The organism is Noviherbaspirillum massiliense JC206, from assembly GCF_000312045.1.
GTDB lineage: Bacteria > Pseudomonadota > Gammaproteobacteria > Burkholderiales > Burkholderiaceae_D > Noviherbaspirillum > Noviherbaspirillum massiliense.
In genome coordinates this window covers 3,091,112-3,103,281 of record NZ_HE978634.1, presented here as the reverse complement: position 1 = coordinate 3,103,281, position 12,170 = coordinate 3,091,112, and the positions used below count along the sequence as shown (strand labels likewise).

Annotated in this window: 11 protein-coding genes and 1 tRNA gene; 6 read left to right on the top strand and 6 right to left on the bottom strand. The window is 58.7% G+C overall.

Going from position 1 to position 12,170, the window contains the following annotated elements:
• Positions 1-47: 47 nt before the first annotated feature.
• Positions 48-123 (bottom strand) — tRNA-Thr (locus tag HGHM_RS15205).
• Positions 124-440: 317 nt separating this feature from the next.
• Between HGHM_RS15205 and HGHM_RS15195 the strand changes: the two genes are divergently transcribed.
• Positions 441-647: a hypothetical protein gene (locus HGHM_RS15195; RefSeq protein ID WP_019142405.1), complete on the top strand. Its 207-nt coding sequence runs from the start codon at positions 441-443 to the stop codon at positions 645-647.
• Positions 648-743: 96 nt separating this feature from the next.
• Positions 744-971, top strand: coding sequence for a hypothetical protein (locus HGHM_RS15190; RefSeq protein ID WP_148415534.1), 228 nt, complete (start codon positions 744-746; stop codon positions 969-971).
• A gap of 66 nt (positions 972-1,037) precedes the next feature.
• On the opposite strand, the gene mnmE is transcribed toward HGHM_RS15190, so the two are convergent.
• The 5 genes from mnmE to rpmH all read right to left on the bottom strand — a co-directional run bounded on the left by mnmE (position 1,038) and on the right by rpmH (position 5,146).
• Entirely contained in the window at positions 1,038-2,432 is a 1,395-nt protein-coding gene (gene mnmE, locus HGHM_RS15185) for a tRNA uridine-5-carboxymethylaminomethyl(34) synthesis GTPase MnmE (RefSeq protein WP_019142403.1), read from the bottom strand.
• A gap of 225 nt (positions 2,433-2,657) precedes the next feature.
• On the bottom strand, positions 2,658-4,319 hold the full coding sequence (gene yidC / locus HGHM_RS15180; protein ID WP_020693854.1) for a membrane protein insertase YidC: 1,662 nt from the start codon (positions 4,317-4,319) through the stop codon (positions 2,658-2,660).
• A gap of 40 nt (positions 4,320-4,359) precedes the next feature.
• Positions 4,360-4,608: a membrane protein insertion efficiency factor YidD gene (gene yidD / locus HGHM_RS15175; protein ID WP_019142401.1), complete on the bottom strand. Its 249-nt coding sequence runs from the start codon at positions 4,606-4,608 to the stop codon at positions 4,360-4,362.
• On the bottom strand, positions 4,605-4,979 hold the full coding sequence (rnpA, locus tag HGHM_RS15170; protein WP_019142400.1) for a ribonuclease P protein component: 375 nt from the start codon (positions 4,977-4,979) through the stop codon (positions 4,605-4,607). Before rnpA ends, yidD begins: the two co-directional genes overlap by 4 nt.
• Positions 4,980-5,011: 32 nt before the next feature.
• Positions 5,012-5,146 carry a 50S ribosomal protein L34 gene (rpmH, locus tag HGHM_RS15165; protein ID WP_019142399.1) on the bottom strand — a complete coding sequence of 45 codons (135 nt, stop codon included), beginning with the start codon at positions 5,144-5,146 and terminating at the stop codon, positions 5,012-5,014.
• 392 nt (positions 5,147-5,538) lie between these two features.
• Between rpmH and dnaA the strand changes: the two genes are divergently transcribed.
• From dnaA to HGHM_RS15140, 4 genes are all read left to right on the top strand, one after another.
• Entirely contained in the window at positions 5,539-6,918 is a 1,380-nt protein-coding gene (dnaA, locus tag HGHM_RS21470; RefSeq protein ID WP_034348554.1) for a chromosomal replication initiator protein DnaA, read from the top strand.
• Between the two features lie 211 nt (positions 6,919-7,129).
• Entirely contained in the window at positions 7,130-8,236 is a 1,107-nt protein-coding gene (gene dnaN, locus HGHM_RS15150; protein ID WP_026076071.1) for a DNA polymerase III subunit beta, read from the top strand.
• A gap of 112 nt (positions 8,237-8,348) precedes the next feature.
• A complete protein-coding gene (gyrB, locus tag HGHM_RS15145) occupies positions 8,349-10,847 on the top strand; it encodes a DNA topoisomerase (ATP-hydrolyzing) subunit B (protein WP_019142396.1) in 2,499 nt (832 codons plus the stop codon).
• A 549-nt stretch (positions 10,848-11,396) separates the two neighbouring features.
• Positions 11,397-12,035 carry a hypothetical protein gene (locus HGHM_RS15140; RefSeq protein WP_019142395.1) on the top strand — a complete coding sequence of 213 codons (639 nt, stop codon included), beginning with the start codon at positions 11,397-11,399 and terminating at the stop codon, positions 12,033-12,035.
• Positions 12,036-12,170: the final 135 nt, after the last annotated feature.

Below are 12,170 nucleotides of genomic sequence, written 5' to 3'. Positions count from 1 at the left end.
ATCCGCGCGGTTGATGGTGGAACTGCGATGCCAGAGAGTGTTGAGGATGGTGCCAGCTGAAGGACTCGAACCTCCCACCTGATGATTACAAATCAACTGCTCTACCCGATGAGCTAAGCCGGCAATCCGTGTACAGGACCAATGGTAGTCCGCAGGCCGAATCCGTCATTGAGGTATAGCAAAGGCCTTGAGTGTTCGCCTGGCGATGCATTGGCAAGCAGACTTGCATCAGGAGGCCCGGCAGCCTGCGCGAGAATGATCGCGCTGAAGCCGAATGCCATCACGCGCGGCATGTGGCCGACGTAGCATCCACCCTGCCTGCGCTTGCTTTACGAGACCTGGCCGGAAGTGACAAAAACATTTTTCTCCAAGGGAACAAATAGAGAGCGGATTGGTCTATCCGCTAATGCCACGTGTTTGGCAACAAAAGGGGAAATGCAATGAAATGGTTTTATAAGTGGAAACTCAACAGGATTAATGCGGAGATCGATGCTCTCAAGAAGGCAACGGCATCTCCCTTGTGCGACAGCTACTACACTGATCATTCGAGGCTGCGCAACCTGAATCGGATGGCCGGGCGATTGCAGGAGATGCTCGCCGGTACTCCGGATACAACCAATCCTGATCAGCCTGCCTCCCTGTCCTAAGCCGCCCTCCCATTGCGCCGGAACCCGGCGCATCCAGAACCCCTCAGGCGAGATTCTGTCGAAAGAATATTCATCCCTTCGATGAGGACGCCGCAGATGAAACGCCTGTTTCTTCCATTGGCACTCGCATCAATGCTTGCCGGATGTGCAAGTCCCGGTTATGAACATGAAGGCCTGCGCGAAACGCAGCAGATGACCGACATGGACGGCAGGCCGATTGCGCCTTACCACGGCAGCGTTGCGCCGAACATCGGCCTCGGCCTCGGGATCGGCAGCTGGGGCCATGGCGGCGGAGCCGGCATCGGCATTGGAACCGGCTGGTAATCAGCCGCGCCCCATCGTCAGGCATGTGCCGCATTGCCCGAATGCGGCCGTGCTCAAGCGGTCCCGCTATTTCCCGATGCAGAAGCGGCTGAAGATCACCCCCAGCAAATCATCCGACGTGAATTCCCCAGTGATGCTGTTCAGGCGTTCCTGCGCCAGCCGCAATTCCTCCGCCAGCAGGTCCAGCGCCTGGTCGTTGACCTGATTATTGTTCTGCGCATACTCGGCTGCGATGTCGAGATGATCACGCGCCGCTTTCAGCGCCAGCAAGTGGCGCTCGCGTGCGAGGAAGCGTGATTCACCTGTCTGCTGCCAGCCTGCCACCCGCAATAATTCCGTGCGCAGCAGGTCCATGCCGAGCCGCTCGGTCGCCGACAGGTAGATGTGCGTTGCTTCCGGCAGGCGTTCGACCTCCGCCTTGTGTCCCGACAGGTCGATCTTGTTCCATACCCGCAGCACCGGTACGTTGTCGGGCAGGCGCGCGACGATGTCTTCGTCGCCGCGTGTCGGCCCGCGGGTGGCGTCGAGCAGGTGCAGGATCACATCGGCCTTGCGCACTTCGCCCCAGGTACGCTCGATGCCGATGCGCTCGACTTCGTCGCTGGCATCGAGTGCATCCCGTATTCCGGCGGTATCGATGATGTGCAACGGGATGCCTTCCATCTGGATGGTTTCGGTCACCTTGTCGCGGGTGGTGCCGGCAATCGGCGTGACGATGGCGACTTCGGCGCCCGCCAGGGCATTGAGCAGCGACGACTTGCCGACATTCGGCTGGCCGGCGAGCACCACGTTCAATCCTTCACGCAGCAGCGCGCCCTGCGATGCCTGTGCAAAGATGGCATCAAGGCTGGTGCGGATGCGTTCAAGCTGTCCGCGTGCATCGGACTTTTCCAGAAAGTCGATTTCCTCTTCCGGAAAATCGAGCGTGGCTTCGACCAGCATGCGCAGGTGAATCACCTTGTCGACCAGTTCGTGGATCGTTTTTGAAAACACGCCGGACAGGGATTGCGAGGCCGATTTCGCCGCGGCTTCGGTCGAAGCCTCGATCAGGTCCGCCACCGCTTCCGCCTGTGCGAGATCGAGCTTGTCATTCAGGAAGGCGCGATGCGTGAATTCGCCCGGTTGTGCCAGCCGCAGCCCGATCTCCTTTCCAGCCTGCAGGCAGCGCGTCAGCAGCATCTGCATTACCACCGGACCACCATGCCCTTGCAATTCCAGCACATCCTCGCCGGTATAGGAGTGCGGCGCCTTGAAATAGATGGCGATGCCCTGGTCGATCGCGCTGCCGTCGGCATCCCTGAACGGCAGATAAGTCGCATGACGCGGCTGGAGCTGCACCTGCGGCCCGCACACTGACTGAATCACGGATGTCAGATCCTTGCCGGAGATGCGCACGACGCCAATGCCGCCGCGTCCAGGTGCAGTGGCGATTGCAGCGATGGGAGAAGAGTCGTAGTTCATGGATGTGATTGTAGCGAGGAATGGAGGCGGGGTTTCGCATAGCATTGCTTTGCGGCGCGACCATCCGAGCCGCTTGCAAGCGGCGAAGTGACATGGTTGCCGATGGTATGTCGACCAGATGATGCGGCAACCCACGATTTTTCAAACCAAGAAAAAAGCCCGTGAATACGATTCACGGGCCTTTTTCTTCTTAGGCAGCCCGGCATCGGTGCCGGGCACTATGCATCAGGCGGTCTTGCTGCCTGCCATGTTCCTGGTGATGACCCATTGCTGGGCGATCGACAGGACATTGTTCACCACCCAGTACAGCACCAGGCCGGCCGGGAAGAAGAAGAACATGACTGAGAACACGATCGGCATGAACATCATCACCTTGGCCTGCACCGGATCCGGCGGCGTCGGGTTCAGCTTGGTCTGGATGAACATCGACACGGCCATCAGGATGGGCAGGATGTAGAACGGGTCGGGCGCGGTCAGGTCATGGATCCAGCCGAGCCACGGCGCGCCGCGCATTTCCACGGATGCCAGCAGCACCCAGTACAGCGCGATGAACACCGGGATCTGGACCACGATCGGCAGGCAGCCGCCGAGCGGGTTGATCTTCTCGGTCTTGTACAGTTCCATCATCGCCTGGTTCATCTTTTGCGGATCGGACTTGTAGCGCTCGCGGATCGCTTGCATGCGCGGCGTAACCGTTTTCATCTTCGCCATGCTGCGATAGCTGGCAGCCGACAGCGGGAAGAAGGCCAGCTTGATCAGGATGGTCAGCACGATGATGGTCCAGCCCCAGTTGCCGAGCAGCTTGTGGATCTGGGTCATCAGCCAGAAGATCGGCTTGGCCACGATCGTCAGCCAGCCATAGTCCTTGACCAGTTCCAGGCCCGGAGCGATCTTTTCCAGCACGGCCGATTCCTGCGGGCCGGAATACAGGTGCGTATCCATCGTTGCGGTGGCGCCCGGTGCGACCGTGCCCAGCGGCAGGATTTCGCCGACCGCATACAGGTTGTTACCAACCTTCTTGGTGTAGATCTCGCGCGCCACATTCTGCGGCGGGATGAAGGCCGAGACGAAATAGTGCTGCACCAGCGCGAACCAGCCATTGTCGGCCTTGGTCGCATGCTCGGCCTTGCCTTCTTCGATCTTCTTGAAATCCAGCTTCTGGAATTTCTCGGCATCGGTGTAGATCGCCGGACCGGTGAAGGTGCTGTAGAAGCGGGATTCGCCTTCCGGCTTGCTGCCGTCGCGCACCAGCTGCAGGTAGAGCGAGGGATTGACCGGCGCGCCGCTCTGGTTCGCGACCTCGTGCTTGAGGTCGATCGTGTAGCTGCCACGCTGGAAGGTATAGGTCTTGGTCAGCTTGACGCCGTTCTGCTCCGACTCCAGCACCAGTTGCACGTCATTGCGGCCGTCGAGCGAGCGCGGGCCGGGCTTGGCGACAAAGTTCGACTTGTGGTTCGGGAACGGACCGCCGATCAGGCCGGTCTGGGCAAGGTAGGTACGCTGCGCGCTCGAATCGAACAGCACCACGTTCTTGCTCGGATCGAGCGTGTCCTTCTGCTTGAGCAGTTCCAGTCGTACCAGTTCGCCGCCGAGCGTATCGATATCCGCCTTGATCACATCGGTCGTAATGGTGATGCGCTCGCCTTGCGCTGCGGCACTCGTGCCGGGCACGACGGCGGGCGTAGTCGGGGCTGCGGCGCTCGCTTGCGGCACATCCGGGTTGACATTGCCGGCCGGCGCGCCTGCACCTGCTGCCGGCTTGGCCTGCTGCTGCGTCGCAGTCGGGAAAAACATCGAAGGCTTGCCGTTATAGCGCATCCAGTTATCCCAAAGCAGAAGCAGGGACAACGAGAACACAACCCACAGGACGGTACGTTTAATATCCATAAATGTATTTAAAAAAAGTAATCCCGGATTCGGAACGGCTTCAACCGCGGGCGGTGTCGGCCGGATGGTCGCAGGATTTTTTCGGCACCGGATCGAAGCCGCCCGGATGCCAGGGATGGCATTTGCACAAGCGCCTGGTTGCGAGCACGCTGCCCTTCAGAGCGCCATGTTCGCGGATTGCGTCTGCGGCATAACTGGAGCAGCTCGGGTAAAAGCGGCACCTCTGTCCGAGGAAGGGGCTGATTCCCAATTGATAAGCACGCAACAGCAGCAACAGCACCGTCTTCATGATGCCGTCTCCGTCCTGCCCTGCGATAGCAGCAGGCGCGCCAATTCTACGCGCAACTCGGCTTTCAGGCGTGAAGAAGTCGCCGGGCCGGTCCTGGCGTTCACCGGACTGGACAGCCGGACAACATAGTCGGTCGAAGGCAGGGACGCCTGCCGGAACAATTCACGGGTGACGCGCTTGATGGTGTTGCGGGTGACTGCCCGTGGGGCGAAGCGCTTGGCGGCGACAATGCCCAGGCGCGCATGTGTCAAAGCATTGCTGCGGGCATAGAGCACGAAATGCGCTGTCCGCCGCACGGGCCGCAAACGAAAAACGGATGAAAACTCATCCGTTTTGATGATGCGCCGAGCGCGTGAATAATCTTCGCTCACGCCAGCAGCTTGAACAGCAATGCCGCGCCTGCTTAGACGGCGAGGCGCTTGCGGCCTTTGGCGCGGCGTGCGTTCAGTACGGCGCGGCCACTGCGGGTTGCCATGCGCACGCGAAAACCATGGGTGCGCTTGCGGCGAACGACGGAAGGTTGGTAAGTACGTTTCATTATTGGTCTCGCTATTCAGCAAAATAAACGGGAAGGAAGCCCCTCGCCCTGTTTGCGTGTCGGATGCCAGCCGGCCACAGGGCAAGCCAAGGCAACGAGCGGGGAACCCTGAATTAGACAGCATTTTCTGCTTCTCTGTCAATCACTTAGCCGGATTTGTCAAGTGCGGCCTGGAAGCGGATGCGTCCGAAAAGCAGTGCAGCCTGTGGATAACTTTCCTCGGGAAGGGTAAAATAGCGGGATCGTATGGCGCATTCTTGTTGATAAACAGTTCATTTTCCAGACGCTCGCATATCCTGATAAAAAGATGGGCGAAGGAAGTGAGGGAGTTCTGTTGATCGACTCAAGGGCAAAAGCGACCCGTTATTCCGCACCCTTTCTTTAGACGTTTCATGGAAAATTTTTGGCAGACCTGCTCCGCAATGCTGGAGCAGGAGCTCACGCCGCAGCAGTTCAGTGCCTGGATCAAGCCACTGGCGCCGCTTGATTTCGAAGATGGCCGCCTGCGCATTGCCGCGCCGAACCGTTTCAAGCTGGACTGGGTGAAGACCCAGTTCGCCAGCCGCATCACCACACTTGCAAGCCAGTACTGGGATGCACCGATCGAGGTGCTGTTCGTGCTCGACCCGAAAGCCGGCGGTGCCAGAAAATCGGCACCCACTCCTGCCGCTGCCACCCCCCATGCTGTGCCGGATATCGGCGAAATCAACGAGCGGCCGGACATAGTCATCGACAGCAGTCCGCGGCGCGAGCAGAGCAAGATCAATCCTGCGCTGACCTTCGAAAGCTTCGTGACCGGTAAGGCCAACCAGCTGGCACGCGCGGCCGCCGTGCAGGTTGCCAGCAATCCCGGTGTTTCGTATAACCCCCTGTTTCTGTACGGCGGTGTCGGTCTCGGCAAGACCCACCTGATCCATGCAATCGGGAATCAGGTGCTGGAGGAAAATCCGAGCGCCAGGATTCGCTACATTCACGCGGAACAATATGTTCGCGACGTAGTGACTGCTTACCAGCGCAAGGGTTTCGATGACTTCAAGCGCTATTACCACTCGCTCGACCTGCTGCTGATCGACGATATCCAGTTCTTCGCCGGCAAGAGCCGCACCCAGGAAGAATTCTTCTACGCTTTCGAAGCCCTGATCGCCGCCAAGAAGCAGATCATCATCACCAGCGATACGTATCCGAAGGAAATCAGCGGCATGGATGACCGCCTGATTTCCCGCTTCGATTCCGGCCTCACGGTCGCGGTCGAACCGCCGGAGCTGGAAATGCGGGTGGCGATCCTGCTCAAGAAAGCGTCGCAGGAAGGCGTGGGCCTGTCCGACGATGTGGCGTTTTTCGTGGCCAAGCACCTGCGCTCGAACGTGCGCGAACTCGAAGGTGCTCTGCGCAAGATCCTTGCGTACTCGCGCTTTCACGGCAAGGACATCACCATCGACGTGGTCAAGGAAGCGCTGAAGGATTTGCTGTCGGTGCAGAACCGCCAGATTTCAGTGGAAAACATCCAGAAGACGGTCGCCGATTTCTTCAATATCAAGGTGGCCGACATGTATTCGAAGAAGCGGCCGGCCAATATCGCGCGGCCGCGCCAGATTGCGATGTACCTGGCCAAGGAGCTGACCCAGAAGAGCTTGCCGGAAATCGGCGAATTGTTCGGTGGCCGCGACCACACGACCGTGCTACATGCCGTGCGCAAGATTGCCGCCGACCGTACCAAGAACCCCGAACTCAATCATGAACTGCACGTGCTGGAGCAAACCTTGAAGGGATGAACTGCTGCCCGGCAGCCTGTGGATAAGTTTGCATGTGCAAACAGGCAATGATCCGCAAAACTGCCGGTTTTTTGGCGGCAATCTTTCTGTCAAAATAGAGGATGTTTTTGCGCCGGATTCACGTGGTAAGCAATTGATTTATCGGAATTTTGCCTCATCTTATTAACTTCATTTATCAACCTCACCGTCACACTCATACAAGGATAAAAGCATGCAATTGGTTAAAGCCCAGAGAGACACGCTACTCCGGCCTCTGCAGATTGTGAGCGGTATTGTCGAGCGTCGGCACACTTTGCCGATTCTGGCCAATATCCTCATTCGCAAGGACGGCGAAAAGGTGTCCTTCCTGTCGACCGACATCGAAGTGCAGATCACGACGCATGCGCAAGTCGGCACCGGCGGTGATGTCGCCGCCACGACCGTCGCCGCGCGCAAGCTGCTCGACATCCTGCGCGCCCTGCCCGATTCCGGCGACGTGTCGCTGTCCCTGGCCAACAAGCGCATGACGGTGCAGAGCGGCAAGTCGCGCTTCGCCCTGCAGACCCTGGCTGCCGAGGAATTCCCGACGGTGGCGCAGGCCGAGCAGTACAACGCGAAAGTGACACTGCCGCAAAAGACCCTGAAGCACCTGTTCAACATGGTCCATTTCGCCATGGCCCAGCAGGACATCCGCTATTACCTGAACGGCCTGCTGCTGGTAGTTGACGGCAAGAACGTGATTGCGGTTGCGACCGACGGCCACCGCCTCGCCTTCTGCCAAGTCGAGGCGGAACAGGAATTCGCGCGCCAGGAAGTGATCATCCCGCGCAAGACCATCCTGGAACTGCAGCGCCTGCTGGAAGAAAACGACAATCCGGTCGACGTGGAAATCGCCAACAACCAGGTCAAGCTCACCTTCGCCGACATCGAACTGATCTCGAAGCTGGTCGAAGGCAAGTTCCCGGATTACACCCGGGTGGTCCCGAAGGGATACAAGAACAATTTCACGATGAGCCGCGAGCAGCTGCTGCGCTCTCTGCAGCGCGCCGCCATCATGACCAGCGACAAATTCAAGGGCGTGCGCTGCATCATCAGCCCCGGCAGCCTGAAGATCAGTTCCACCAATGCCGACCAGGAAGAGGCCGTGGAGGAAATCGAAATCGACTACGGCGGCGACAGCATCGATATCGGCTTCAATGTCACCTACCTGCTCGACGTGTTAAACAACCTCAAGTGCGACCAGATCAACATCGCGCTTGGCGACGCCAACTCATCCGCGCTGATCACGGTGCCCGACAATGCTGATTTCAAGTATGTCGTGATGCCGATGCGCATTTGATATCGCTCGCAAACAATACGGCAAAGGGAGGCTCGCAGCAGTGGATGCGGCCCCTTTGCCGATTGCAGAAATATTGATGTCCCAGTAGTTATCGTTCTTTCAGAAAGCAGCCATGTCCGCAATCCCTCAACCCACTCCCAGCCAGGCGCAACAGAACCAGTACGGCGCATCCTCGATCCAGATCCTCGAAGGCCTGGAGGCAGTGCGCAAGCGTCCCGGCATGTACATTGGCGACACGTCGGACGGCACTGGCTTGCATCACCTCGTATTCGAAGTGCTGGACAACTCGATCGACGAAGCGCTGGCCGGCTACTGCACCGAAATCCACGTCACCATCCACGCCGACAACTCGATTTCCATTACCGACAATGGCCGCGGCATCCCGACCGGCATCAAGTGGGACGACAAGCATGATCCGAAGCGCAGCGCGGCCGAGATCGTGATGACCGAGCTGCATGCCGGCGGCAAGTTCGACCAGAATTCCTACAAGGTTTCCGGCGGCCTGCACGGCGTGGGCGTGTCCTGCGTGAACGCGCTTTCCAAGAAGCTCAAGCTCACCATCCGTCGCGACGGCAAGGTACATACGATGGAATTCGCCAAGGGCGTGGTGCAGAACCGCGAACTGGAAACCCAGGACGGCGTGGTCGTCTCCCCGATCAAGGTCATCGGCGAGACCGACAAGCGCGGCACCGAAGTCCACTTCTGGGCGGATGAGGAAATCTTCAGCCATGTCGAATTCCATTACGACATCCTGGCCAAGCGCATCCGCGAACTGTCCTTCCTGAACAATGGCGTGCACATCAAGCTGACCGATCAGCGCACCGGCAAGGAAGAGGATTTCGCCTTCGAAGGCGGCACCCGCGGCTTCGTCGAATACATCAACAAGAACAAGAACGTGCTGCACCCCACCGTCTTCCAGGCCACCGGCGAGAAGGTGTCCGAGCAGGGCACGATGATCGGCGTCGACGTTTCCATGCAATGGAACGACGCCTTCAATGAACAGGTGCTGTGCTTCACCAACAATATCCCGCAGCGCGACGGCGGCACTCACCTCACTGGCCTGCGCGCTGCGATGACCCGCGTCATCAACAAGTACATCGAGGAAAACGAGCTCGCCAAGAAGGCGAAGGTTGAGATTTCCGGCGACGACATGCGCGAGGGCCTGACCTGCGTGCTGTCGGTCAAGGTGCCGGAGCCGAAATTCAGCTCGCAGACCAAGGACAAGCTGGTGTCGTCCGAAGTGCGCGGCCCGGTCGAAGAAATCGTCGCCAAGACGCTGACCGATTACCTGAACGAGAAGCCGAACGACGCCAAGATCATCTGCGGCAAGATCGTCGAAGCCGCGCGCGCCCGCGAAGCCGCGCGCAAGGCGCGCGAACTTACCCGCCGCAAGGGCGTGATGGATGGCCTCGGCCTGTCCGCCAAGCTGGCCGACTGCCAGGAAAAGGACCCGGCCCTGTGCGAGCTTTACATCGTCGAGGGTGACTCCGCAGGCGGCTCCGCCAAGCAGGGCCGCGACCGCAAGTTCCAGGCGATCCTGCCGCTGCGCGGCAAGGTGCTGAACGTGGAAAAGGCCCGCTTCGAAAAGATGCTGTCCTCCGAGCAGATCACGACCTTGATCGCTACCCTCGGCACGTCGATCGGCCCGGATGAATTCAACGTCGACAAGCTGCGCTATCACCGCATCATCATCATGACCGACGCCGACGTCGACGGCGCCCACATCCGCACACTGCTCCTGACCCTGCTGTATCGCCAGATGCCGCAGCTGGTCGAGCGCGGCCATGTCTACATCGCGCAGCCGCCGCTGTACAAGGTCAAGCATGGCAAGGACGAGCGCTATCTCAAGGATGACGTCGAGGAATCGCAGTACATGATGCAGATCGCGCTGCACGACGCCGAACTGATCCCGCAGGAAGGCGCGCAGCCGATTGCCGGCGATGCGCTGGCCGAACTGGTCCGCCAGTACAACACCGCCAACGCCATCATCATGCGCCTGTCGCGCGCGATTGACGAAGCGGCCCTGATTGCAATCGCGACCGGTGCGCAACTGAACCTGGACACCACGGCCAGCGCCGAAACCTCCGCGCAGACGCTCACCAAGGCGATCAACGACCCGACCGTCGAAGTCGTCGTCACGTCCGATGAACTGTCGGACAAGCACGCCCTGAAGATCCAGCGTCGCCACTTCGGCAACCTGAAGGTCAGTGTGATCGATGCCGACTTCATGCACAGCCCGGACTACCTGGCACTGTCGTCCGCCGCCTCCACCTTCAAGGGCTTGATCGGCCCGGGTGCCCTGGTGCGCCGCGGGCAGGGCGACAAGGCCAAGGAAATCGCGATCGCCAACTTCCGCCAAGCGATGGACTGGCTGCGCGATGAAGCCGAGCGCGGCGTGTCCAAGCAGCGCTACAAGGGCCTAGGCGAAATGAACCCGGAACAGCTGTGGGAAACCACAATGGATCCGAACGTGCGCCGTCTCCTGAAAGTGCAGATCGAAGACGCGATTGCCGCGGACCAGATCTTCACGACGCTGATGGGTGACGATGTCGAGCCGCGCCGCGCGTTCATTGAATTGAACGCGCTGCAGGCGGGGAATATTGACGTCTAAGCTTTTGTGTAGCGAGGCCGCCAAAGTAATTGCAGCTGGCGCCACAGAAGTGCAACTAGCGGGTGCTAGTTAATGCAACTGGCCTACAAGATGGAATGAGTAGTTTCGGGAGTAGAGGGCTGACCATTTGGTTGGCCCTTTTCATTTCTGATGCGGGAACAGTAGTGATGGCAGCTATGTCCGCTTGCAGGCACTAATTGGTCAAAGCGACAGGCGATGTGTATGTCGACAGCCGGCCAATTGCAGACACCCATAGCATCTGTTCAATGCCCGAAAGCGGACATCGAAACCCGGACTGGCTGCATCCAATCCGGTCGGGCGGGCATACGACCCCTTGGACATCTCGAAAAAGCGCGTGAGCACAAATCATATTAGTCGCTACATCGGGATGTCAGAGCGAGTCCTGCACATCCGAAATTAAAGCTATTGGCGAAAAGACGGTAGCCTACTTGACACAACTTTAACTGTTGCAACAGTATATTGCTTATTGGCAATATAGCGCATTCGAGAGAACGCTCCAGCTGTCTTTTACCTTCATGAAGAAACGATATGCAATTTATTAACGCTGGCCGCCGTCTTCTGATTTCGGCAATTCTCCTTAGCTTAGCCGCTTGCGCCACCCAAACTAAGATTGGCGACACCACCCAGCCATTGATGCCCGAAGGTTCGGGCCTGGTGGCGGCAACCGTCTATTTTGCGACTCCGCACCCTGCTCCTACGACGTTGCATTTCAACTTCCACCTCCGTTATGGGCCGACGGATGGGCAGGGCGAGGAATGGCTGCTGAACAGGTCGGACAACCGCTATTTTTGGTCCAAGGACCCGCGCGCACTGCCTGACGAAGACTATGCCAAACTTCTCCTCGCCGTCGTCAAGCCGGGCAAGTACCGCTTGACGCAGGGCGATGTCACGCCAATGGCGTCAAACAGATCGTTTCTCCTCAAGGAAAAGAACATAACGAACCCAAGGGAATTCGAGGTCGTCGCGGGTCAGGTGACGTATATCGGCAGCATCCAGATGTCTTATGGGGTGATGTTTGATGCTCGGGCTAACAAGTATGGCGGGGAGTTCGTTCCGAGCTACATCAACATGTCGGTCAAAAACGATTTCGACCGAGATGTGCGAGAGCTAAAAAGCCTGGACCCAAGGTTAGGGTCGGTTGTTATAAAGAACGCATTGGCAAAGTAAGTCGTTGAACCAAATTTGTTCGGAGTGCCGGATCTATACCTACCATCGGCGCCGCTCCAACCCGAATCAGTACGGCATAAATGCAGTATGCGTGGAAGGCATAAGCCCATTTGACTTCACTGAGGTCCCCGTTAA

Excerpts from the sequence above, each read along its gene's own strand:
- mnmE (WP_019142403.1), bottom strand. The coding sequence starts at position 2,432 with ATGAACTACGACTCTTCTCCCATCGCTGCAATCGCCACTGCACCTGGA.
- gyrB (WP_019142396.1), top strand. The coding sequence starts at position 8,349 with ATGTCCGCAATCCCTCAACCCACTCCCAGCCAGGCGCAACAGAACCAG.
- yidD (WP_019142401.1), bottom strand. The coding sequence starts at position 4,608 with ATGAAGACGGTGCTGTTGCTGCTGTTGCGTGCTTATCAATTGGGAATC.
- yidC (WP_020693854.1), bottom strand. The coding sequence starts at position 4,319 with ATGGATATTAAACGTACCGTCCTGTGGGTTGTGTTCTCGTTGTCCCTG.
- rpmH (WP_019142399.1), bottom strand. The coding sequence starts at position 5,146 with ATGAAACGTACTTACCAACCTTCCGTCGTTCGCCGCAAGCGCACCCAT.
- HGHM_RS15190 (WP_148415534.1), top strand. The coding sequence starts at position 744 with ATGAAACGCCTGTTTCTTCCATTGGCACTCGCATCAATGCTTGCCGGA.
- HGHM_RS15195 (WP_019142405.1), top strand. The coding sequence starts at position 441 with ATGAAATGGTTTTATAAGTGGAAACTCAACAGGATTAATGCGGAGATC.
- dnaA (WP_034348554.1), top strand. The coding sequence starts at position 5,539 with ATGGAAAATTTTTGGCAGACCTGCTCCGCAATGCTGGAGCAGGAGCTC.
- HGHM_RS15140 (WP_019142395.1), top strand. The coding sequence starts at position 11,397 with ATGCAATTTATTAACGCTGGCCGCCGTCTTCTGATTTCGGCAATTCTC.
- dnaN (WP_026076071.1), top strand. The coding sequence starts at position 7,130 with ATGCAATTGGTTAAAGCCCAGAGAGACACGCTACTCCGGCCTCTGCAG.